Origin of the sequence: Streptomyces sp. Ag82_O1-12 (assembly GCF_900182715.1) — a bacterium.
Classification (GTDB): domain Bacteria; phylum Actinomycetota; class Actinomycetes; order Streptomycetales; family Streptomycetaceae; genus Streptomyces; species Streptomyces massasporeus.
Genome location: NZ_FXUW01000001.1, coordinates 6838585 through 6859628 on the forward strand (window position 1 = coordinate 6838585; position 21044 = coordinate 6859628).

Genomic DNA, 21044 nt, shown 5'->3' on the forward strand with positions numbered 1-21044 from the left:
GTCCGCAGGGCGCTCAGGCCAGCAGGTCGATCGCGTCGACCGCCGTCCCCGCGCTGAGGAACCCGCTCGCCCCCGACCCGCTCACCACGTCGATCCTGAGCACGTTGTACTGACTCGTGTCCGTCCTCCAGGCGGACGCCGGGACGCTGTACGTGAACGTGTGGTTGTTGCCTCGGTAGGAACCGTTGGTCAGCGACCGGGTGTCCGGCTGGGTGGGCGGGGCGGGGATCGCCGAGGTCCAGGCGTCGTTGACGGTGACCTGGGGCCGGCCGTTGGCGTACGCCGTCGTCACCCCGATGCGCAGGGTGTGCGCGGCGGCCGCCTGGGCCGCCGTCAGCTTGAAGTACACCAGGATCCCGCTGTTGACGTCCTTCCAGAGGTAGCAGGGGAAGGCCGCCGTCTCGCCGTTGCCGACGACCACGTTCCCGGTCCAGGACGCGGCCCGGGTGTCGGACGGATGCGCGTACGTCATCAGGTCCGCGTTCTTGAACCCGCTCGGCGTGCCGTTCCAGTCACCGATCCGCCAGATCGCGGCCGCGTTCGACGGGTCGTTGGAGGACGGGATCGCGATCGTGTTCAGGGTCGTCGTGCCGCCCGCCGACACGCTCACCGACGTGGTGTACACCGCCAGTTCGCCCTTGTACACGGTCAGCGTGTACGTCCCGGGGAGCACACCGGAAAGGGAGAACCAGCCGTCCGAGGAACGCGCCGGACCCCAGTACTGCGCCGACGCGTTGGCGAGCCCGACGGTGTACGGGTAGGCCGTGTTCCGCCCGGAGATCCCGACGCCCGCCACCTTGCCCCGCCCGCTCGCCGGCACGTACCCCGCGATGCCGAGCGAGTCGGCCCAGGGCGTCGTCAGCGTGCCGGCGTACAGCGCCGAGGAGGGCGCCCCGCCGTCCGTGAAGGCGATGATGTACGGCCCCTGGAGGCCGAAGCGCTGCGCCTCGGTCTGGTTCTGGCCGTAGTGGAGGATCTCGTAGAGACCGCCGCCGTCCGCACTCTGGTGGCGCAGCAGGGAGCGGTAGAAGGGGCCGCCGGCGGCCTTCTCGTGGTTGCTGCGCACCATCCACAGACCGACGCCGCCGGCGGACCAGCCGATGTGGTCGTAGTCCATGACGCGCAGCTTGGAGTAGTGCTTGGAACGGGTCTGGCCGTCGGACTTCCGGAAGACGTCCGAGGCCTCGATGGTGGTGGGCGCGTAGGTGTAGGAGTCGGGCTCGTCGTTGAGGAAGGCGCCCTTCTTCACGCGCACGATGTACCGGCTCGCGGTGACGGACGTGTCGGCCTTGTTCGTCCACAGGTAGACGTTGTTCTCGCCGCTGCGGGCCGCGTAGTAGTGCCTCAGCGTGCCGTGCGTGACGGAGATCAGGATCGTCGTACCGGACTGCTTGATGCTCACGGTGGAGGCACCGAGGCCGGACTCGATGTGCGAGTTCATGCCGCCGTAGCCCTGGTACTCCGTGCCCCGGTAGACCAGGGAGGTCAGGTCGCCGGTGGACTTGGCGACCTTGAAGACGAGCTGGGCGCCGGTGTCGACGACGTAGTTGGCGCCGTCGTCGGTCCAGCCGAAACCGGCGGCGTGCGCCGGGCGGGCGAGGGCCGCGCCGACGGCACCGGCCGTGGCGGCGAGGACGACCGCGCGGCGGCCGACCGGTCTGTTCGTGGCTCCGGGCATGGGGGGTGCCTCCTGCGAAAGGTGGGGGGAGGGCGGTGGGAGCGAGAGTGACAGGTGAATCGATTTTGCGAAAGGGCTTTCACGCATACCCGTCCGCAGATCTGGTGAATGCTGTTCGGGGTCTAGAAAGCGCTTGTCCGGAGCGGTACGGTCCCCCTCCAGGTCTTGTCGTATGCCGGGAGGAGCCTGGAGTGAGACGTTTCAGCATCGCCGTCGTCGCGGCGGTGACCCTGGGGACCGCGTTGTCGTCCGTACCCGCCCACGCGGACGCGAGGAGCGGGGGCCGGGGCCTCGCCCACTGCGCCGCCGACGCCTGTCACTTCGATGTCCCGCCGGGCACGTACGACGTACGGGTCACCCTCGGCGGGAAGGCGGCGTCCAGCACGAGCGTCACCGGTGAGAGCCGCCGCTCCCTGCTCCCCGAGACGGCCGCACCGGCCGGAAAACGCGTCACCCGCAGTTTCACGGTGAACGTCCGCACTCCAGAGGGCGAGCCCACCGGCCCCGAGGGAACCCCCGGCCTCGATCTGAGGATCGGCGGGACCGCCCCGGCCCTCGCCGGGATCGAGGTCAAGCGGGCCCTCCCCCAAGCTCTCGGCTCCGCTCGAGCAGGGGGGACCCCCATCGCCCGCCAGATCTTCCTGATCGGCGACTCCACCGTCTGCGACCAGCCCGGCGACCCCTACTCCGGCTGGGGCCAGCAACTGCCGCAGTACCTCCGCAGGGGCGTGTCCGTCGCCAACTACGCCGATTCCGGGGAGAGTACGGTCACGTATCTGGGGAACCCGCAGCTGTGGGCCACCGTACGGCCCCTGATCCGCCCCGGTGACGCGGTCCTGGTCCAGCTCGCCCACAACGACAAGACCACGGACGAGGCCACCTACCGGGCCAACCTGGAAGCCCTGGTCGCGGGCGTCCGGGAGCGGGGCGGACAGCCGGTCCTTGTCACTCCCATCGTGCGGCGCTGGTTCAACGCCGACGGCACGCTGAACAACGGAACCGCGCTCCTGGTCAACGGGCTCGGTGTCGACCACCCGGCCGTCATCCGCTCGGTCGCCGCGGCGCGGGACGTCCCGCTGATCGACCTCACGGCGAAGACCAAGGCGCTGGTGGAGTCCCTCGGGGTGGAAGGCTCCAAGGCGCTCTACCTCACCAACGAGGCGCGGGACAACACGCACACGTCGGTGCGTGGTGCGACGGCCTACGCGGGCCTCGTCCGCGACGAACTCGTCACCCTGCGTCTGGTCCCGAAGGGCACGGTGCGGGTGCAATAGACCCCTGGGGCGCCCCGACCGGAACCGGGGCGCTCCAGGTCTGATCCGTATCCACCGGCCCGAGCACGAAAGACATCCGATGCAGCTGCCCCCCGCCGACCGCACGACGTCCCCGTTCACCGGCTACACCCGCGCCCACTGGGAGGCGGCGGCCGACTCCCTGCTGGCCGCGGTCGAGCCGTACGCGACCGAGGACCGCGCGCTGTACCACCTGCCCGGCGACCGGGCCAGCTGGTCGGGCCGCCTCTCCGACGGCCTGGAGGGCTACGCCCGCACCTTGCTGCTCGCCGCCTTCCGCCGCGACGAGAAGGCCTTGGAACGCTATGCGACCGGCCTCGCCGCCGGCGTCTCGGGCGTCTGGCCCCGCATCGAGGACCGCAGCCAGCCCCTGGTGGAGGCGGCCTCCATCGCCCTGGCCCTCCGCCTCACGCGGGACCAGCTCTGGGACCGCCTGGACGACGGCGTACGCCAACGGACGGCCGCGTGGCTGGCCGGCGCCCTCACCGCCGAGCCCTGGCCCTGCAACTGGGAGCTGTTCCCGGTCACCGTGGGCGGCTTCCTCGCCGACATCGGTTACGAGCCCGACGCCTCCCGCGCGGCGATCGACCGCGGCCTGGAACGCATCGAGCGGTGGTACGTCGGCGAGGGCTGGTACACCGACGGCGACGGCCGCAAGTACGACTACTACAACGGCTGGGCGATGCACCTCTACCCGGTGCTGCACGCCTGGCTGGAGCAGGACGAGCGCCTGCTGGCGCTGTACGGCGACCGTCTCTCCCGGCACCTGACGGACTACGCCCGCCTCTTCGGCGGCGACGGCGCCCCCATGCACCAGGGCCGCTCGCTGACCTACCGCTTCGCCACGACGGCCCCGCTGTGGCTGGGCGCGCTGACCGGCCGTACGCCCCTGCCGCCCGGCGAGACCCGGCGGCTGGCCTCGGGCGCGCTGAAGTACTTCCTGGACCGGGGCGCGGTGGACGACCGGGGCCTGCTCTCCCTCGGCTGGCACGGCCCCGACGAGTCCGTCCTCCAGGGCTACTCGGGCCCGGCCTCCCCGTACTGGGCGAGCAAGGGTTTCCTGGGACTGCTCCTGCCAGCGGACCACGAGGTCTGGACGGCGCGGGAGGAGGCCGCCCCCGCCGAACGCGCGGACCGCGTCACCCCCGTCGGACCGCCCAACTGGCTCCTGCAGTCCACCCGTTCCGACGGCGTGGTCCGCCTCCACAACCATGGCAGCGAGGACGTCCGTTACGACCCGTACTACACGCGGCTGGCGTACTCCACGGTGACGGCGCCCTCGGACGCGTGCGACAACAGCGTCCTGGTCGCCGGCGACCCGAGCCGTACCGGCATCGAACCGCTCGGCGTGGGCGAGGGCTGGGCGGCGTCCCGGCACACCGCCGGCGGGGGAGCGCGGGTGACGAGCGTGGTGCTGGCGCGTGGAGCGGTGGAGGTGCGGGCGCATCTGGTCACGGGGGCGGCGCCGGGAACGGCGGTCCGGGTGACCGGGTGGAGCGCACCGGACGGTGCCCGGGCCGAACTGCTGCCCGCCGTCGGCCTCGACGACGACCTCACCGGCGTCACCACCGGGGACACCACCTTGTTCGTCGCCCTGGCCCGGCTCACCGGCGAGGCCGACCCGGGCCCGCTGGCGGAAACCGTCGTCGTAACCGCCTCCGGGGAGGGCGAGCTGTCGGTTCGCTGGAGCGGAGGGCCCGAAGTACGGGTCCGGCTGGACGAGTCCGGCGTGCACGTCGCCTGAGGTCTGCCGCCTTCGGACCGCCCGCCGACCGCCCTCGGAGCGCGGTCCGACCGCCCGCCGACCCCCTCGGACCGCGCTCCGACCGTGCTCAGACCGTGCTCCGACCGCCCTCCGACCGCCCTCGGACCGCCTTCGTCCCGCACCGGGACCGTGCTCCGACCGCCCTCGTCCCGCGCTCGGACCGCGCTCCGTCTGCTCCTCCCGTTCGCCGACGGCCGCCGTACTTCGGTCCGCGCCGAAGCGAGCCGGGCCTAGCGTGGTGGCATGAGCGCAGATCCGCAGCAGAAGCCGTCCGGCCCGGCGGCAGCCGCCACCGCCTTCGCCGGCCTGCACCACGCCGGGGAGCCCCTGCTCCTCCCCAACGCCTGGGACCATGCGTCCGCCCGGGCCCTGGCGGGGCAGGGGTTCCGCGCGGTCGGGACGACGAGCCTGGGTGTCGCCGCGGCCGCCGGTCTCCCCGACGGGGCGGCGGCGACCCGGGAGGAGACGCTGTGGCTGGCCACGGCCTTGGGGTCCGAGCCGTTCCTGCTGTCCGTCGACGCGGAAGGCGGATTCAGCGACGACCCGGACGAAGTGGCGCGGTTCGCGCAGGAGTTGTACGCCGCCGGAGCCGTCGGCATCAACCTCGAGGACGGACTCGGACCGGCCGCCCGCCACGCGGCGAAGATCGCGGCGGTCAAGCGGGCCGCTCCCGGCCTGTTCGTCAACGCCCGCACCGACACCCACTGGCTGGGCGACGGCGACGGCACCCTCGCACGCCTCGACGCCTACCGACAGGCGGGCGCGGACGGGGTGTTCGTGCCCGGCCTCACCGACCTGCACGCCATCGAGGCCCTGGTACGCCACCTGGACGTGCCCCTCAACGTCCTCTACTCACCCGGCGGTCCCACCGTCCCCCACCTCGCCGACATCGGCGTGAGCCGTATCAGCCTAGGCTCGCTGCTGTACCGGCGGGCGCTGGGCGCGGCCCTGGAGGCGGTGGCGGACCTCCGCTCGGGCCGGGTACCGACGGGCGCGACACCGTCGTACGAGGAGGTGGCGGGGCTCGCCGCACCGGGTCGCGCGCCCGGCCGGGGGCAGCCGCCCACGAGACACACCACCGGTGCGGCCCACGGGGGCGTCCCGGGACAGCGCATCTAGGGGGTGTCGAGCGCGGCGACCAGCAGGGAGACGGCGGCGAGGTCGGGCACGGTGCGCAGGCAGGCCACGGTCTGGCGGGCCGCGAACTCCCGCTGTGCGGCGGTCACGGCGGGGTCGACGGAGGTCTCGGCCTGCACGTGGATGTAGTTCAGGGCCGTGGCGAAGAGCATCGAGAAGGACTCCGGGCCGGTGAGAACGGCTCGGCCACCGGCCTCGCGGTAGGCCCGGGCCAGGCGCCGCGCGGAGGCGATGTCCACGTGGTTGCCGCCGGACCAGACGAAGAGGGCGCGTGCGAACTCCCGTTCCGCACCGACAGGTCCGGCGTTGTCCCAGTCGAGGAGGACCGGTCCGTCCCGGCCGGCCAGGACGTTCTGGGGCTGGAGGTCGAGGTGGGAGGTCACCAGGCCGCCGGACGCCGACGGGGTCACCCAGTGGGCCAGTGGAGGCGCGGTCGTGGCGATGAACCGGTCCAGTTCCGCCGACCACGGCAGGCCGGCGTCGCGCACCTTCTTGAGGACGTCCTCCCAGCCGGCGTCGTCCGGGCACCGCTCGTACCAGTCGTCCGGGGTCTCGACGGCTCCCTCACCGGCCTGGTGGAGCAGGGCCATGGTCCGGCCGAACCAGTCCAGGACGTCTGGGTCGCCGGGGTCCGCCCGCTCGCCGTCGATCCAGTCGTACAGCTTCACCCAGGTTCCGCCGCCCGGGGAGTCGAGGCGGGAGACGTGCGCGCCGTGCCGGTCGGGGTGCAGCCGGGGCGAGGCGATGCCCAGGGCGGCCGCGGAATCCCGTAACGCCGCCTCGCGGGCCACCTGGGCCGGGTCACATCCGAAGAGGAGTTCCTTCACGGCGTACGAGCAACCGCTTCCGGAGAGTTTCCAGATCTGGCCGAGGGCCCCCCGGGTGACGGGCGTCAGGGTCCAGGGGCCGCTGCCGAGGGAGTGCGTCTCGGCTATGGCGCCGGCGGTGTCGTCGGATCGGGCGTGATCAGCCATCGGGTGTCCTCTTCTCGCTGGGCCAGTTCCGCAGCAGTACGTGCAGGGCGTCGATCGCCCTGTCCCACGAGACCTGCACGTCACGGGGCGCGCCGAAGGCGCCGGTGGACTCCAGGGCGCAGTAGCCGTGGAAGGTGCTGCGCAGCAGGCGCACGGCGTCGGTCAGGTCGGGTTCCTCCAGGCCGTAGGCGCGGAGCATGCCGTAGGTGACGTCGGCCGTGCGGCGCATCGCGGGGGAGTCGGTGACGAGCTCCGGGTCGATCCGGAGCTGTGTCGCCGCGTACCGGCCCGGGTGCTCCAGGGCGTAGGCCCGGTAGGCGGCGGCGAAGGCGGCCAGCGTGTCCCTGCCGGGCGCCCGGCCCTCGACCGCCTCCGCGATCCGGTCGATCATCTCGCCACCGGCGAGGAGGGCCATCCGGATCCGCAGGTCCCGCAGATTGCGGACGTGGGTGTACAGACTCGCGTCCTTCACCCCGAAGCGACGGGCCAGGGCGGAGAGGGTGACGCCCTCGAACCCGGCCTCGTCGGCGAGGTCGGCCGCTGCCGCGACGAGGCGCTCGGGGGTGAGACCGGCTCTGGGCATGGGGGGTTCGGGGTCACCTCTCGAAGAGGGGCCGTGTCGTCGGTCAGGGCCCACGGGAGCTGGGAGCGATCGTAGCCGCCGGTGAGGGCGTGCGGACGCCGTATCCCACCGGTCACGCCACGAGGGCCCTGCCTCACGGGTCACACCCCCACCGGTCACGCCGCGCGGGTCCGGCCTCACGGGTCACACCCCCACCGGTCACGCCGCGAGGGCCCTGCCTCACGGGTCACACCCCCACCGGTCACGCCGCATGGGTCCCGGCCTCACGGGTCACACCCCACCGGTCACGCCGCATGGGTCCCGGCCCCACGGGTCACACCCCACCGGTCACGCCGCATGGGTCCCGGCCCCACGGGTCACACCCCACCGCCACCAGCTCCTGCGCGCGTCGGCCCCGGCCCCTTCGACCGGTTGCCGTCGGTCCGACCCGCTCAGCGGATCGGCGCGTACACCACCCCCAGCTTGTCCAGCCCGTCGCCCGCGCGGCCCGTGAAGCCCACGATCTGCCGGCCGGAGGGGGCCGTGAAGGTCCTCGTGTCGGACGTGGCCGTGCCGGCGGACAGGGTGCGGTCGCGGTCCGTCGTGAACGACGCCGAGAACAGACGCGTACGGCCGTCTTTCTGACCCTGTGTCAGCTCGACTGAGGTCAGGTGCTCACCCGCGGCCAGGGTCAGGGAGGCCGCGGTGCCGCCCGTGCCGCCGTGGGTGAGTGTCGTGCCGCCGTCGTGGGTGAGGGACACGGCGTCCAGGCGGGCGCCGCCGCGCAGGGTGAGCGTGCGCGGGGACGGGACGGACGGCAGGTCGTCCGCGTCGTTGAAGGCCGTGCCGTGCGGGCCGCCGAAGAAGTCGCTCGCGCGCAGCGACGGATCGAGCGTGTAGGAGAAGTCGACCGCGTGCGGGAAGTGGTCGGAGAGGTTGCCGCCGGCCGAGTCCAGGAAGGACGCCCACGCGTTGCTGTAACGGGTCGCGTTCAGGCTCAGCAGCCTGCTGCCTCGGTAGAGGACCTTGTCCACGACCTCGCAGTCGTCCGGCGGCGCCGTGGTGGGGCAGACGAGCGCGGCACCGCCCTGGGCCGGGGGCGTCCCGCCCTTCACGCGCTGGACCCACGCGTCGGTCAGGCCGTTCTCGCTCACGAGCGTGCGGATGTTGTCGCCGGAGCGCGTGTACCGCGTGTTCGTGTCGCCCATGACGATCACCGCGTTGCCGGACGAGTTCGCCTGGATGAAGTCGGAGAGCTGCTCGACGTTGGCACGGCGGGCGGCGAGCGCGTCGTCGGTGTCGTCCGCGTTGGTGTGCACGTTGTAGAGGTCCAGGAAGACGCCCTCGGCGAGCCGGACCCGGGCCAGCGAGAAGCCCTTCGGGGTGAGGCAGTTGGTGCCGGTGCACTTGTTCCACTTCACGCGCTGGAAGTCCTCGAAGGGATGGTCCGAGAGCGTGTTGAGGCCGTCTCCGAACGGAACGCCGCCGCTGGTCGCGGTGCGGTAGGCGTGGTCGTCGCCCGCGTACAGGGCGGCGTGGTAGTTGAAGTCCTCCTGCACGTTGACGATGTCGTACGCCCCGAGGCGTGGCGAGATCAGCGGCGTGTTCTTCGCCGGGTTGCCGGAGCTCAGGCCCTCGGGGAGGCCTGCGACGTTGTAGGTGAGGACGCTGAAGGAGCCGGAGTCCGCGGCGACGGCGGGTGTCGCGCTGGTGGTGGCCAGGCCCGTGACGGCCAGGGCGGCGGCCACGACGGTGCCGATCAGTCTCTTCATGGGGAGTGTCTCCGGTCGGAGAGGCGGGGGAGAGAGAAAGGTGAACGGTGCTCAGGTTCGAGGGCAACGCCCTTGGTGCGCAAGGGGAACCGCGCGAACAGTGGGAGACGTCCCGGCGTCAGGAGTGACGCAGGAGGTCCAGATCCGCGCCCCAGGAGTCGAGGACCCCGCCGTGTCCGGCCTCGCGCGCCGCCCCCTCGATCCCGGCGAAGAGCGCGCGCTGGGTGGACGGGTCGCCGTCGCCCAGGAGCCGCCGCAGGACCGGCAGGAGCCGGTCCGCGCTCCATCGGGGATCGCCCAGCGGCTGCCGTTCCAGTTCCCAGCGCAGGTATTTGTTGTACGGCCGGACGCGGCGGTGCAGGGCGAACAGCACCTCCAGGGCGTGGGGGACGGTCTCGGCGGCGTCCAGGTGGCCGAGGCCGGGGCGGCCGTCGCGGTAGCTCTTCAGGGAGCGGTAGGCCTGGTTGACATAGGCGTCGAGCCGGCCGGCGGCGGCGTCCCGGGCCTCGTCGGCGCCGAGGGTCCGCTTCTCGTCGAGGATCCGGGCGACGGTGCCGTCGAGCCGGTCGAGCAGTACCTCGGCGTGGACGTAGGAGTAGCGCGCGAAGTGGTCGGGCCGGCCGGGCATGCCGCGCACGCGGAACTCCGCCAGTTCGATGACCACGAGGTCGAGGTGGGCGGAGCGGAACCAGTCCAGCCCGGCGAGCTCGGAGGCGTGCCGGTCCCGGAGGATCACGTGCAGGTCGTAGTCGGAGTGGCCGGTCGGCATGCCCTCGTGGACCCGGGAGCCGCTGAGGACCAGCCCCGCGACCGCGGGATCCTCGGCCGCCCGTGCGAGGAAGGCGGCCAGTGTGTCGTCAGGAGTGCTGCCCATGGCGATGTGCACGGTGATCTCTCCCTGCGGAAGATGCGATGACGCTCGGAAGGCGCGACGAAGCACGAAAGACGCGACGAAGCACGAAAGGCGCGACGACGCTCCGAACCCTGCGGAACGCTCGGAACGTGGGGGGGGGGGGGGGGGGGAACGCCCGCGGTGCGGGTCCGTTCCGCGGCGGTTGCGGTGTCCGGGACACCGCGGGAGAGATCAGCTCACGGTGCGGACGCTACCCCGCCCGCACCGCCCGCCGGTACCGCTTTTCGCCCACGGCCGTAGGGTTGCCGTGCATCGGCGACGGGGGAGGTTGCATGACGCACGGGGCGGGACGGCGCGCGGACGAACCCGGCGGCGAACCCGGCGGCGGGCCCGGGAGCAGGCCCTCGGGCGCCGCCGACGACGGCTTACGCGACGCCCGCCCGCTGTGGCGGCAGCGCGACTTCGGGATCTTCTGGGCCGCCCAGACCCTCTCCGTGCTCGGTGACTCGTTCGCGCTGATCGCCCTGCCCCTGCTGGTCCTGGAGGCCACCGGCTCGGTCGCCCGGATGGGGCTGCTGACCGCGGTGGGCGGGGCGGCATCCGTCGTGGCGGCGGTGTTCGCCGGGGCGGTCGTGGACCGGGTGGACCGGCGCCGGCTGCTCATCGCCTGCGATCTGGTGCGCATGGCGCTGTACGGCGTGATCCCGCTGGTGTGGCTGTTCGGTCCGCGGATCTGGCTGCTGTACGCGGTGCTGCCGCTGTGCGAGGCCGTCGGCATGCTGTTCGCGGTCGGCTACGTCACGGTCGTGCGCGCACTGGTCGGTACCGGGCAACTCACCGAGGCCAACGGGCGGTTGAACGCGACGGCCGCCGCGGCCGGGGTCCTCGGGCCGCTGTGCGCGGGGCTCGTCGCCGCGTGGTCCGGCCCGGCCGCGGCCGTCGGCGTGGACGCGGCCAGTTTCGGGGTGTCGGCGATGTGCCTGTTCTTCGTACGGTTCCGCTCCCGCACTCCGGACGAACGGCCGGGCAGGCGCACCGGACTGTGGCAGGACCTCCGCACCGGCATCGCCTTCCTCCGCGGCCACCCCGTGCTGCGCTCGCTCACCGTCCTGCTGTTCGTCTTCAGCTTCCTCACTCTCGGCCTCAACGACCTGGTCATCTACCACCTCAAGTACGACCTCGGGCACGACGACGGCACCGTCGGCGCCGTCATGGCGGCCGGTGCGCTCGGCACCATCGCCGGCGCCCTGCTCGTGGCCGGGATCCGCCGCCGCCTCGGCTTCGGGCCGACGTGGACCTGCTCGGTCGCGGGCTGCGGCCTCGCGTTCGCCGGTCTCGGCTGGGCCCGGGACGTGCCGGTCGTCGCGGCCCTGAGCGCCGCCTTCCTCGCCTGTGCCGCCATGGGAGGCACCTGCTCGATGTCGCTCCGCCAGGAGGTGACCCCGGAACACCTCCTGGGCCGGGTCACCTCCGCGTTCTGGACCCTCCACTACGCGGCGGCCCCCGTCGGCGCCGCCGTCCTCACCTGGGCCGCCGAGGAACAGGGCACGGCCCCGGTCGCCCTGGCGGCCGGAGCGACGTGCGTCCTGCTCGCGGCGACGGCCCTGCTCACCCCGATCCGCGGGGCGGGCCGGTCCTGACCCGGCCGGGGCTCACCCGCGGTCGCAGCCGTACCGCAGGGCGGCCAGCGCGTCCCAGGCCGCCCCGGGCTCCTCCCGGGGAAAGGCCACCGGGGCGAAGCCGGGCCCGAACACGACGTATCCCTCCGCCAGGAACGACAGGGCGCCCCACTCCTCCCGCCGGTGGGCCCGGGCCAGCACCCGCTCGCAGGGCGCGCAGACGATCCACGGAACGAGCACCGCCCGGGCGAGCGGGTGCTCCGGCAGTACGAATCCGGCGGGCCGCGTCTCCTCCACCCCGTCCGGGAGCACACGCGGCCGACCCGTCTCCTCGCCGACGTGGGGCAGGGCGGCGATCCGTGCGCCGAGCCAGTCCCACTCGCTCCACTGCTCGGCCATCACGGCGAGCTCGGCGCGGGCCGACTCCTCGATGCCCGCGCCCTGCCCGAGCAGCCGGTCGACGAGCAGCTCCAGACCGGCCTCCTGCTCGCCGATGTCCCAGCACGCCTGGACCTCCTCGCGGTCGCCCGCCTCCGGCAGCAGCCCGGCCAGCCGGTTCCACACGACGGCCTCGGCGGCGTATTCCTGCGCGCTCATCCGTTGATCCCGCTGTAGTGCCGCAGGCTCCACTTCCACAGCACCCGCGCCGCCAGGTACGCCAGCAGCCCGAGCAGCGGCGAGGCCGCCGCGAGCCAGTACGGGACTCCCGTCGAGTGGCCGTGGCCCGTCAGGACCGCTGCCGGGAAGTAGGCGACGAAGGCGAGCGGAAGGCCGAAGGTGAGGAATCCGCCCACCGCCTTGGGCAGGACGTTCAGGGGGTAGCTGCCGAAGGTGCCGAGGAGTTCCTCCAGCCAGCGGCCCCACATGTCGGCGGCCGGGAAGCGCAGCGACGCACTGGCCACGACCGTGAACAAGGCCGCCTCCAGCAGCATGCCGCCGAGAACGGCCGCGACCAGGTACGTGGTCCGGCCCGTCGTCCAGTCCAGATCGCTGCGGGAGAGCGCCCCCACCATCAGGCCGGCCGCCACCGTCAGGTCCCCGATGGCGTTGGTCGGGAAGAAGGCCAGCTGTATCTGGCGGTGGACCGGCATCGGCCGCATCAGGTAGATGTCGATGCGGCCTTCCTGGATCTGCCGGCCTGCCCAGTGCATGCGTCCCAGGAACAGCACGAACAGCCCGTGCGCCAGCATCCGCGTCGCCGGGATCAGCAGCACGTCGGAGCTGTCCCAGCCGCCCATCCCGGCGAACCGCGACAGCAGGACCGTCGCGAACACGATCACCGACACCTGCCAGATCGCGCCGATCGCGATCATCAGCAGGAACTCGGTGCGGTACTCCATCTGCGCGCGGAAGTTGAGCGCCGTCACGCGCCACACGATCCGCAGAGCCTTCAACGACATCTCAGCCTCCCTGCGAGATCACGCGCCGGGCGGCCCGCCGCCACAGCAACCGGGTGAACAACGCCAGCGCCACGACCCACGCGGCCTGCACGGAGAGCTGGAACGCCGCGTCGGACAACGGGATCCGGCTCACGTACAGCGACAACGGCACGCTCAGCGTGGCCTGGAAGGGGAGGAACGCGCTCATCGTCACGAACCAGTCCGGGAAGAACCACAGCGGCGCGTACACCCCGGACAGCAGGTTCTGCGCGAACAGCAGGATGAGCATCGCCGCGGTGTTGCGGACCGTCCAGAAGCACAACTGGTCGAGCATCAGCATGACGTAGTACAGGACCCACTGGCCGAGCAGCATGCTGAGCACGAACACCCCGGCCACCGCGGGCGATCCGGGCGGCTCGACGACACCGGCGGCCAGGCAGATCAGGTACCCCGTCAGCGCCCACGCCAGCCCGTACAGCTGCTCTCCGGCAGCCCGCAGGGCGTAGTAGCGCTGCGGCGGCAGCGGGCGCAGGTACCAGTACACGATGGTGCCGAAGTGCATGTGCTGCAGGACCGTGTCCCGGCCCGCGTACTGGTCCAACTCCCTCAGCCGGGAGGCCAGTACGGCCAGCACGGCGTACGTGATCGCCTGGTCGCGGCTCAGCCCCGCGGTCGTGCCGGTCTGCGCGTACAGGCCCCTCCACAGCGACCAGACCAGCACCACCTGCACGGCCAGCCGCAGGGCGACGGCGGTCATCCGGGGCGGTGCGTTCAGCTCGCCGAGCGGGGTGACCCGGGCGGCGCGCCAAGCATGGAGCATGGCCACGTCAGACCTCCCCGGCATGCGCGTACGCGGCCCGCATCACGTCCTCGAGGTCCGCCTCGTCCAGGGCGATGTCCGTCACCTCGAACCGCTCGATCACCGCCTTCAGCACCTGCTGGACGGTGGGCGCGTCCGGCCCGTCGGGGCCGAGGACGACCTGCCCGCCGCTGTGCCGCAGCAGCGTGGTGCCCGGCGGCGGGACGACCTCGGCGTGCGGATCCGCCAGCGTGGCCCGCACCTGCCAGGTCGAGCCGAACTTCCGGCGGATCTCGTCGAGCGAGCCGTCCAGCATCAGCCGGCCGTGGTTGACCAGCACCACCCGCTCGGCGAGCCGCTCGACCTCGGTCATGTCGTGCGTGGTCAGCAGCACCGTACGGCCGCGCTGCTCCACCTGGTGCCGCAGGAACTCCCGCACCTGCTCCTTCACCACCACGTCCATGCCGATGGTCGGCTCGTCCAGGAACACCACCGGTGGATCGTGCAGCAGGGCGGCGGCCAGATCGCTGCGCACCCGCTGGCCCAGCGAGAGGTGGCGGACCCGGGTGTCCCAGAACGACGACAGCTCCAGAATGTCGTCGAACTCCTTCAGCCGGGCGGCGTGTTCGGCCCTGGGCACCTCGTAGATGTCCCGCAGGATCGCGAACGACTCGCGCACCGGCAGGTCCCACCACAGCTGGGTGCGCTGCCCGAACACCGCTCCCACGTTCCGGGCGTTGCGCTCGCGCTCCCGGTACGGCACCACGCCCGCGACCCGGGCCTCGCCCGACGTGGGGGTGAGGATGCCGGTGAGGATCTTGATGGTGGTGGACTTGCCGGCGCCGTTCGGGCCGAGCAGGGCGAGGAGTTCGCCCGCGGCCACGTCGAAGGTGATGTCGGATACGGCGTGCTTGGCCACCCGCTCGGGGTTGACCAGGGAACGGACGGCGCCGGTGAAGCCGGGGCGGCGGACGGTGGTGTGGAAGGTACGGGACAGCCCGCGGACCTCGATGGCGACACTCAACTGACCCACCAACTCCCTTGCGGTGAACACAGCGGCGGCCGGTCGGCACGAGGGCCGACCGGCCGCGGATGACATCCCGACACTCTCGAAATGTCGATCAATCAGTCAATCGATTAATCGTCCTTCTTACCTGGTGGTCGAGAACACGAACGAGAACTCCGCCGGCTCCGCCTTCAGGAAGTACTGCGGCAGCGGACCCGGGCCGCAGGACTGCGAGCCGATGCCGTGCTGCCCGTGGTCGAGGTTGACCCACACCGTGTCGCCGGCCGTGAGGTCGGTGCGGTGCCGGGCCGCGTCCAGCTGCTCGGTCGTCCAGCGCCGCGCCGTGAACCAGAACTCCGGGTCACCCTCGATCCTGAGACCGCCGAGCTCCACCCAGCGGACGTCGGCCCGGGCACCGTTCTCCTGCGGACGGACGTACGGCGTCTGCAGCCCGTCCACCGTCGACTGCCAGCGGCCGACCATGGACGCCTTGCCGGTGTCCGGGTAAGCCTCGCCGGGACCGCCGCCGAACCACTCCACCCGGTCCGCCTCCGCCAGTCCGAAGCGGACACCGAGCCGGGGCAGCGGCACCGTCCAGTCGCCCTGAGGCGTCACGGACACGGTCAGCCGCAGCCGCTCGCCGTCGGACGTCCAGCGGTACACCGTGTCCAGACCCACCTCGCGGGCGGCGGGTGCCACCCGGGTCCGGACGGTCAGCGCGTCGTCGCCCGCCTCGACCGAGACCAGGCGGTGCCGCATCCGGTGCAGGCCGAGCGTGCGCCACAGCGTCCCGTAGCGGGTGTCGGTCTGCCACTCGGCACCGTCGTCGTTGTCGGTCGGCGCCCGCCACACGTCCAGCCGCGGCGTCGCGCCGACCTCCACCCCGCCGATCGAGAGCAGCGCACCGGTGCGGCCGTCGAACCCGGCCGGCCCGAGCGTGATCCGGCCCCCGTCCCGCACGGGCCGGTCGGTCGCGGGGAAGGACGGCAGCGGCCGCGCCCCTGCCGTGAGCTGGCCCCAGGCCACCACGTGTCCCTTCGCGGCCCAGGACGTGTCGTCCGCGAGCAGCGCCCGCACCGTCCACTGCCGCTCGCCGCCCCGGCCGTCCACGGGCGGCTCCGGCAGCTTCACCTCGGCGCTCTCGCCCGGCGCGAGCGCCGGCACCGCGAGCGAACCCGACTCGACGGTCTCGCCGTCCACCTGGCACGACCACTCGAAGGCCAGCGCGGACAGGTCCGCGAAGTCCTGCTTGTTGGTGACGTGCACGATGCCGTTGGCGCCGTCGCCCTCGATGCGGACCGGCTCGATGACCTTCTTGTACTCGATCAGGCCCGGAGACGGCGTCCGGTCCGGGAAGACCAGCCCGTCGCACACGAAGTTGCCGTCGTGCAGCTCCTCGCCGAAGTCACCGCCGTAGGCGTAACCCAGCTCGGCGTGCCGGACGCCGTGGTCGATCCACTCCCAGACGAAGGCGCCCTGGAGCCGCTCGTACTTCTCGAACAGCTCCTGGTAGTCGGCGAGTCCGCCCGGGCCGTTGCCCATCGCGTGCGCGTACTCGCACTGGATGAAGGGCAGCTCGCGGCGCCTGTGCGTGCCGCCGTCGAGCTGCTGCCCGATCTTCTCGACCTCGTCGTGGAAGGCGTACATCCGCGAGTACACGTCCGTGTCGCGGCAGTTCCAGTCGCCCTCGTAGTGCACCAGCCGCTCGGGGTCGCGACCGTGGATCCACTCGGCCATGGCGGTGAGCCCGCGGCCCGTGCCGGCCTCGTTGCCCAGCGACCAGAACACGATCGACGGGTGGTTCTTGTCCCGCTCGACCATGCGCGCCGCACGGTCCAGCAGGGCCGGGGTCCAGCGGTCGTCGTCGACCGGGTTGTCCCGCCAGTCCTGCTCGGTGAAGCCGTGGGTCTCCAGGTCGCACTCGTCGATGACCCACAGGCCGTACTCGTCGCACAGGTCCAGGAAGGCCGGGTGCGGCGGGTAGTGCGAAGTGCGCACGGCGTTGAGGTTGTGCCGCTTCATCAGCAGCACGTCCTCGCGCATGGTCTCCAGGTCGAGCGCGCGTCCGTGCTCGGGATGCCACTCGTGCCGGTTGACGCCCTTGAACAGGATCGCCTTTCCGTTGACCTTGATCAGCCCGTCCTCGAGGACGACCGTACGGAAACCGATCCGCAGCGGCACCCGCTCCCCGTCCGTGACCAGCACACCGTCGTAGAGCTTCGGCGTCTCGGCGGTCCACGGCTGGACCGCGACCGTCACCGGCTCGCCGGTCGCGACATCGATGTCCAGGGCCGGCACGGTCACCCGGCCGTCGACCTCGGAGTCGACGCGCAGGGTGCCCTCACCGGTGGTGTGGTCGTAGGAGGCGTGCACGAAGAAGTCGCCGGCGCTGCCGGACGGACGGTGCAGCAGCGTCACATCACGGAAGATGCCCGGCAGCCACCACTGGTCCTGGTCCTCCAGGTACGACCCCGCCGACCACTGGTGCACGCGCACGGCGAGCACGTTGGAGCCCGGCTTCAGCAACGCGCCGACCGTGAACTCGTGCGCGAGGCGGGAGCCCTTGAACTCGCCGAGCTCCGTGCCGTTCAGCCAGACGCGGGCGCAGGACTCGACCCCGTCGAAGCGCAGCACCGCCCCGCCGTCCGAGGGCCAGTCGGACGGCAGGTCGAAGACGCGCAGATGGTCACCGGTGGGGTTCTCCGTCGGGACGAACGGCGGGTCCACCGGGAAGGGGTAGAGGTGATTGGTGTAGATCGGGGAGCCGAACGCCCCGTCGCCCTGGAGGACCCAGTGCCCGGGGACCGTGACCTCGGCCCAGTTCCCGGCGTCGTAGCCCTCCTCGGCGAACGAGTCGTCCTCTGCGCCGGCGGTGGCCGAGAGCCGGAAACGCCAGCTGCCGTTCAGCGACAGGGACCGCGCGTCCGAGGTCGCGTACCAGGCGCGGGGCGGCAGGGCACCGCTGCCCGGGGAGACGTCCTCGACGTAGTCGACGGATGGGGTCGTGCGGAAAGACATCGGTCTCCTAGCTCAGCCCTTGATGCCGGTCTGTGCGATCCCCTGGACCAGCCAGCGCTGGAGGAAGAGGAAGACGAAGATCAGGGGCAGGATCGAGATGGCCGTGGCCATGAAGATCAGGTGGTAGTTGACGGTCTGGTTCGTCATATACGACGACAGAGCCACCTGGACTGTCCAGGCACTCGGATCCTGTCCGATGACCAGGGGCCAGAGGAAGGCGTTCCAGCCGTTGATGAAGGTGATCGTGGCGATGGCGGCGAAGAAGTTCAGCGAGTTGGGTACGACGATCCGCCAGTACGCGCCCCAGTAGCCGAGCCCGTCCACCCGCGCCGCCTCCTCGAGCTCCTTCGGGAACCCCAGGAAGTACTGCCGGAACAGGAAGCAGGTGAAACCGCTGAAGAGCCCCGGGATGATCAGACCCCGGTAACTGTCGACCCAGCCGAGGGACGAGACCAGCACGAAGCTCGGCACGAAGGTGACGGCCGTGGGAACCATCAGGGTCACCAGGACGGCGTAGAACACCTTGTTGGCGTGCTTGTACGGGATGCGGGCGAGACCGTATCCGGCCATCGAGCAGATCAGCAGGATTCCCGCCGTGTGGAGGACGGCGACGACCACGGAGTTCCACAGGGACTGCGCGAAGTCGACGGTGACGTCGTCGAACGGCTCGGTGATGTTGCCCCACTGGATGGACGTGGGGAACCACTTCCAGGTCTCGCCCGTGATCTCAGGGTCCGTCATCAGCGCGTTGCGGACGATCAGATAGAAGGGGACCAGGAAGAGGAGGGCGGCGACGCCGGTCGCGATGTACAGACCGGTGCTGCCCATGACGCCGCCGCCGCGCTTGGCCTTGGCCGGCCTCGTCGCCTTGGTGATGTCGGGTGCCGTGGTGGTCACTTGGACTCCTCACCCCTTCCGAAGCCCATGATCTTGCCCTGGAGCAGTGTGACGACGCAGATGAGCAGGGTCAGTACGACCGCGCCCGCGCTGCCCGCGCCGTAGTTCTGGTTCTGGCCGAGGGCCATCTTGTAGAGCTCGACGAGCGGGGGCTGGCCCCAGGTGGCCTTGCCGAGCAGGTTGAAGAACTCGTCGAAGGCCTGGTACGCGGCGACCAGCAGGAGCAGGATCACCGCGGTGGAGGTGGCCCTGAGCTGGGGCAGGGTGATGTGCCGGAAGGTCTGCCAGCCGGGCTTGGCGCCGTCGATGGAGGCGGCCTCGTACAGCTCCCGCGGGATGTTCTGCAGCGCCGCGATGAACAGGATCATGTAGAAGCCCGACTGGAGCCAGAGACGGACGGTCACGATGACCAGCCAGTACCAGGGCGGGTCGGGGTTGGCCAGCCAGGCGATGTTGTCCACACCGAACCAGCCGAGGACGGTGTTGGCCAGTCCGAAGCGGACGCCGTTGAAGATGGACATCTTCCAGATCAGCGCGGCGGCGACGTAGCTGACCGCGGTCGGCAGGAAGAACACGGACCGGAAGAACGCCCGCATGAACCGCAGCCGGTTGACCAGCAGCGCCAGGCCCAGCGAGAGGGCCCAGGTGGCGGGCACGATGAACGCGGCGAACACGGTGAACGTGACCAGCGAATTCCGGAAGTTCGTGTCCGTGAGGATCTGCTTGTAGTTGTCGAAGCCGACGAACTCGCTCGGCGTCACGGTGAAGCGCGCCTCGAAGAAGCTGAGCCAGATGCTCCAGCCGATCGGCACGAAGACGAAGATCACCAGGCCGATCAGGAACGGCCCGGTGAAGAGCCAGAAGTTGAAGGTGCTGCTCGCCCTCAGACCCCGCCGCGGCCGAGTCTTGGAGACCTTGGCCGGGGCGGGCTGGGCGACCCCGCGCGTGGTGGTGGTCGACATGTCGAGATCCGTCCGGTGGTCTATCCGAAGAGCTTCTTGAGTTCGGCGTTGACCTTCTTCTCGCAGGCGTCGAGCTGGGCCTTGGGGTCACCGTCCTTGCGGATGGTGTTGGCGATCACGTCCCAGAACGCGGCGATCATGGCCTGCGTCCAGCCGATGTTGTCGAAGTGACCGAACTCGTTGAAGAGCTTGACGCCCTCGGCCGGCAGGCCGGAATCCAGCTTGTTCGCGGACTGGGCGAGCGAGGTGCGCGGCGGGATGTGGAAGCCGTAGGAGGTGGCGAAGTCCTCCTGGTACTTCTTCTGGTCGATCCACAGCCACTTCACGTATTCCTTGGCCGCCTCGACGTTCTTGCTCTTGGCGTTGACGAACATCGACCAGCCGCCGTTGTAGACCGACTGCCTGCCGGCCGAACCGACCTTCGGGAAGGGGAAGATGCCGATGTCGTCGCCGAGCGCCTTCTGCATGGCCGGCATGGCCCACATGCCGCACCACTGGATCGCCGTCAGGCCCTGGATGAAGGCCGAGGGGTCCCACGAGTCGGCGGGGGCGTCGAGAAGCAGGTTGCCGCTGGTGAACAGGCCGCGCAGCTGCTTGAGACCCTCGGCGACGGCGTCGGTGTTGAAGGCGGGCTTGTTGTCCGCGGTGAGCGTGTCGGCGCCGGCCGACCAGATCAGCGGGCGGTCGATCGACGTCAGGTCGTTGCCGAGGAAGATGCCCTTGACCTTGCTGGTGGTCAGCTTGTCGGCGGCCTCGATCAGCTCTTCCAGCGTGGTCGGCACCTCGACTCCGGCCTTCTTGAACAGCGAGGGCCGGTAGAAGAGGAACTGCGGGTCGTCGATCATCCGGACGCCGTATATCTTGCCGTCGACCGTGTGCGACTTGATGTCGGCCTGGTTGAAGTCGTCCTTGACCGGCTCGATGATGTCGGTCAGGTCCGCCACCTGGCCGCTCTTGACGAGCTGGATCTGCGGGTGGAACTCGAAGACGTCCGGCGCGTTCTTGGTGAGCAGCGCGGCGAAGAGCTTCTGCTCGTAGTTGTTGCCGGTGATCCACTGCGTGGTGACGTTGGCGTCCTTGTAGTCCTTCGCGTACCGCTTCACGGCCTGCTCGACGCCGGCCTCGCCGTACGCGTGGAAGTACTGGACCAGGCCGTCGCCCGAACCTCCGCTGCCCCGTCCGGTGTTGCTGCCGCACGCGGCGAGTCCGCCCGCGGCGGCCAGGCCCATCGCGGCCCGCAGTACGTTTCGGCGGTCCCAGTTCATGTTGCTCGATGCCGACATGCTGACGTCCTTGTCTCGAGTGCGGCTGCGGCTCTGCGGCTCACTGCC

At 71.2% G+C, this 21044-nt stretch carries 17 protein-coding genes; 4 read left to right on the forward strand and 13 right to left on the reverse strand.

The window, feature by feature from the left end; all coding sequences use genetic code 11:
- Window positions 1-13: 13 nt before the first annotated feature.
- Window positions 14-1678, reverse strand: a complete 1665-nt coding sequence (locus QOL88_RS31195; RefSeq protein WP_179879012.1) for a rhamnogalacturonan lyase B N-terminal domain-containing protein — start codon at window positions 1676-1678, stop codon at window positions 14-16.
- A gap of 191 nt (window positions 1679-1869) precedes the next feature.
- Between QOL88_RS31195 and QOL88_RS31200 the strand changes: the two genes are divergently transcribed.
- From QOL88_RS31200 to QOL88_RS31210, 3 genes are all read left to right on the forward strand, one after another.
- Entirely contained in the window at window positions 1870-2952 is a 1083-nt protein-coding gene (locus QOL88_RS31200; protein ID WP_097221611.1) for a rhamnogalacturonan acetylesterase, read from the forward strand.
- Window positions 2953-3031: 79 nt separating this feature from the next.
- Window positions 3032-4714 (forward strand): DUF2264 domain-containing protein, encoded by a 1683-nt coding sequence (locus QOL88_RS31205; protein WP_097221612.1) that lies wholly within the window; start codon window positions 3032-3034, stop codon window positions 4712-4714.
- Between the two features lie 264 nt (window positions 4715-4978).
- The gene (locus tag QOL88_RS31210; RefSeq protein WP_097221613.1) at window positions 4979-5854 is read left to right on the forward strand and encodes an isocitrate lyase/PEP mutase family protein; all 876 of its coding nucleotides are present in this window, start codon (window positions 4979-4981) and stop codon (window positions 5852-5854) included.
- On the opposite strand, the gene QOL88_RS31215 is transcribed toward QOL88_RS31210, so the two are convergent.
- The 4 genes from QOL88_RS31215 to QOL88_RS31230 all read right to left on the reverse strand — a co-directional run bounded on the left by QOL88_RS31215 (window position 5851) and on the right by QOL88_RS31230 (window position 10054).
- Window positions 5851-6846: an aminoglycoside phosphotransferase/kinase family protein gene (locus QOL88_RS31215; RefSeq protein ID WP_097221614.1), complete on the reverse strand. Its 996-nt coding sequence runs from the start codon at window positions 6844-6846 to the stop codon at window positions 5851-5853. The two genes, QOL88_RS31210 and QOL88_RS31215, sit on opposite strands and share 4 nt — an antisense overlap.
- Window positions 6839-7429 (reverse strand): TetR/AcrR family transcriptional regulator, encoded by a 591-nt coding sequence (locus tag QOL88_RS31220; protein ID WP_097221615.1) that lies wholly within the window; start codon window positions 7427-7429, stop codon window positions 6839-6841. Before QOL88_RS31220 ends, QOL88_RS31215 begins: the two co-directional genes overlap by 8 nt.
- A 431-nt stretch (window positions 7430-7860) precedes the next feature.
- Window positions 7861-9180 carry a jacalin-like lectin gene (locus QOL88_RS31225; RefSeq protein ID WP_097221616.1) on the reverse strand — a complete coding sequence of 440 codons (1320 nt, stop codon included), beginning with the start codon at window positions 9178-9180 and terminating at the stop codon, window positions 7861-7863.
- Window positions 9181-9298: 118 nt separating this feature from the next.
- Entirely contained in the window at window positions 9299-10054 is a 756-nt protein-coding gene (locus tag QOL88_RS31230) for a nucleotidyltransferase domain-containing protein (protein WP_097223258.1), read from the reverse strand.
- A 311-nt stretch (window positions 10055-10365) separates the two neighbouring features.
- Between QOL88_RS31230 and QOL88_RS31235 the strand changes: the two genes are divergently transcribed.
- Window positions 10366-11673: an MFS transporter gene (locus tag QOL88_RS31235; RefSeq protein ID WP_097221617.1), complete on the forward strand. Its 1308-nt coding sequence runs from the start codon at window positions 10366-10368 to the stop codon at window positions 11671-11673.
- A gap of 12 nt (window positions 11674-11685) precedes the next feature.
- Here QOL88_RS31235 and QOL88_RS31240 read toward each other — a convergent pair whose 3' ends face one another.
- The 8 genes from QOL88_RS31240 to QOL88_RS31275 form a co-directional block, all read right to left on the reverse strand.
- The gene (locus tag QOL88_RS31240) at window positions 11686-12249 is read right to left on the reverse strand and encodes a hypothetical protein (RefSeq protein WP_097221618.1); all 564 of its coding nucleotides are present in this window, start codon (window positions 12247-12249) and stop codon (window positions 11686-11688) included.
- On the reverse strand, window positions 12246-13052 hold the full coding sequence (locus QOL88_RS31245; RefSeq protein ID WP_179879013.1) for an ABC transporter permease: 807 nt from the start codon (window positions 13050-13052) through the stop codon (window positions 12246-12248). Before QOL88_RS31245 ends, QOL88_RS31240 begins: the two co-directional genes overlap by 4 nt.
- A gap of 1 nt (window position 13053) precedes the next feature.
- Complete coding sequence (locus tag QOL88_RS31250) at window positions 13054-13857, reverse strand: ABC-2 family transporter protein (RefSeq protein WP_097221619.1); 804 nt, start codon at window positions 13855-13857, stop codon at window positions 13054-13056.
- A 1-nt stretch (window position 13858) separates the two neighbouring features.
- Complete coding sequence (locus QOL88_RS31255) at window positions 13859-14854, reverse strand: ABC transporter ATP-binding protein (RefSeq protein ID WP_097221620.1); 996 nt, start codon at window positions 14852-14854, stop codon at window positions 13859-13861.
- A 126-nt stretch (window positions 14855-14980) separates the two neighbouring features.
- Window positions 14981-17854 carry a glycoside hydrolase family 2 TIM barrel-domain containing protein gene (locus QOL88_RS31260; RefSeq protein WP_097221621.1) on the reverse strand — a complete coding sequence of 958 codons (2874 nt, stop codon included), beginning with the start codon at window positions 17852-17854 and terminating at the stop codon, window positions 14981-14983.
- 12 nt (window positions 17855-17866) lie between these two features.
- On the reverse strand, window positions 17867-18751 hold the full coding sequence (locus tag QOL88_RS31265; RefSeq protein WP_097221622.1) for a carbohydrate ABC transporter permease: 885 nt from the start codon (window positions 18749-18751) through the stop codon (window positions 17867-17869).
- Window positions 18748-19713, reverse strand: coding sequence for a carbohydrate ABC transporter permease (locus tag QOL88_RS31270; protein WP_097221623.1), 966 nt, complete (start codon window positions 19711-19713; stop codon window positions 18748-18750). The genes QOL88_RS31265 and QOL88_RS31270 overlap by 4 nt, the downstream gene beginning before the upstream one ends.
- Before the next feature lie 20 nt (window positions 19714-19733).
- Window positions 19734-20996: an ABC transporter substrate-binding protein gene (locus QOL88_RS31275; protein ID WP_097221624.1), complete on the reverse strand. Its 1263-nt coding sequence runs from the start codon at window positions 20994-20996 to the stop codon at window positions 19734-19736.
- Between the last annotated feature and the right edge of the window lie 48 nt (window positions 20997-21044).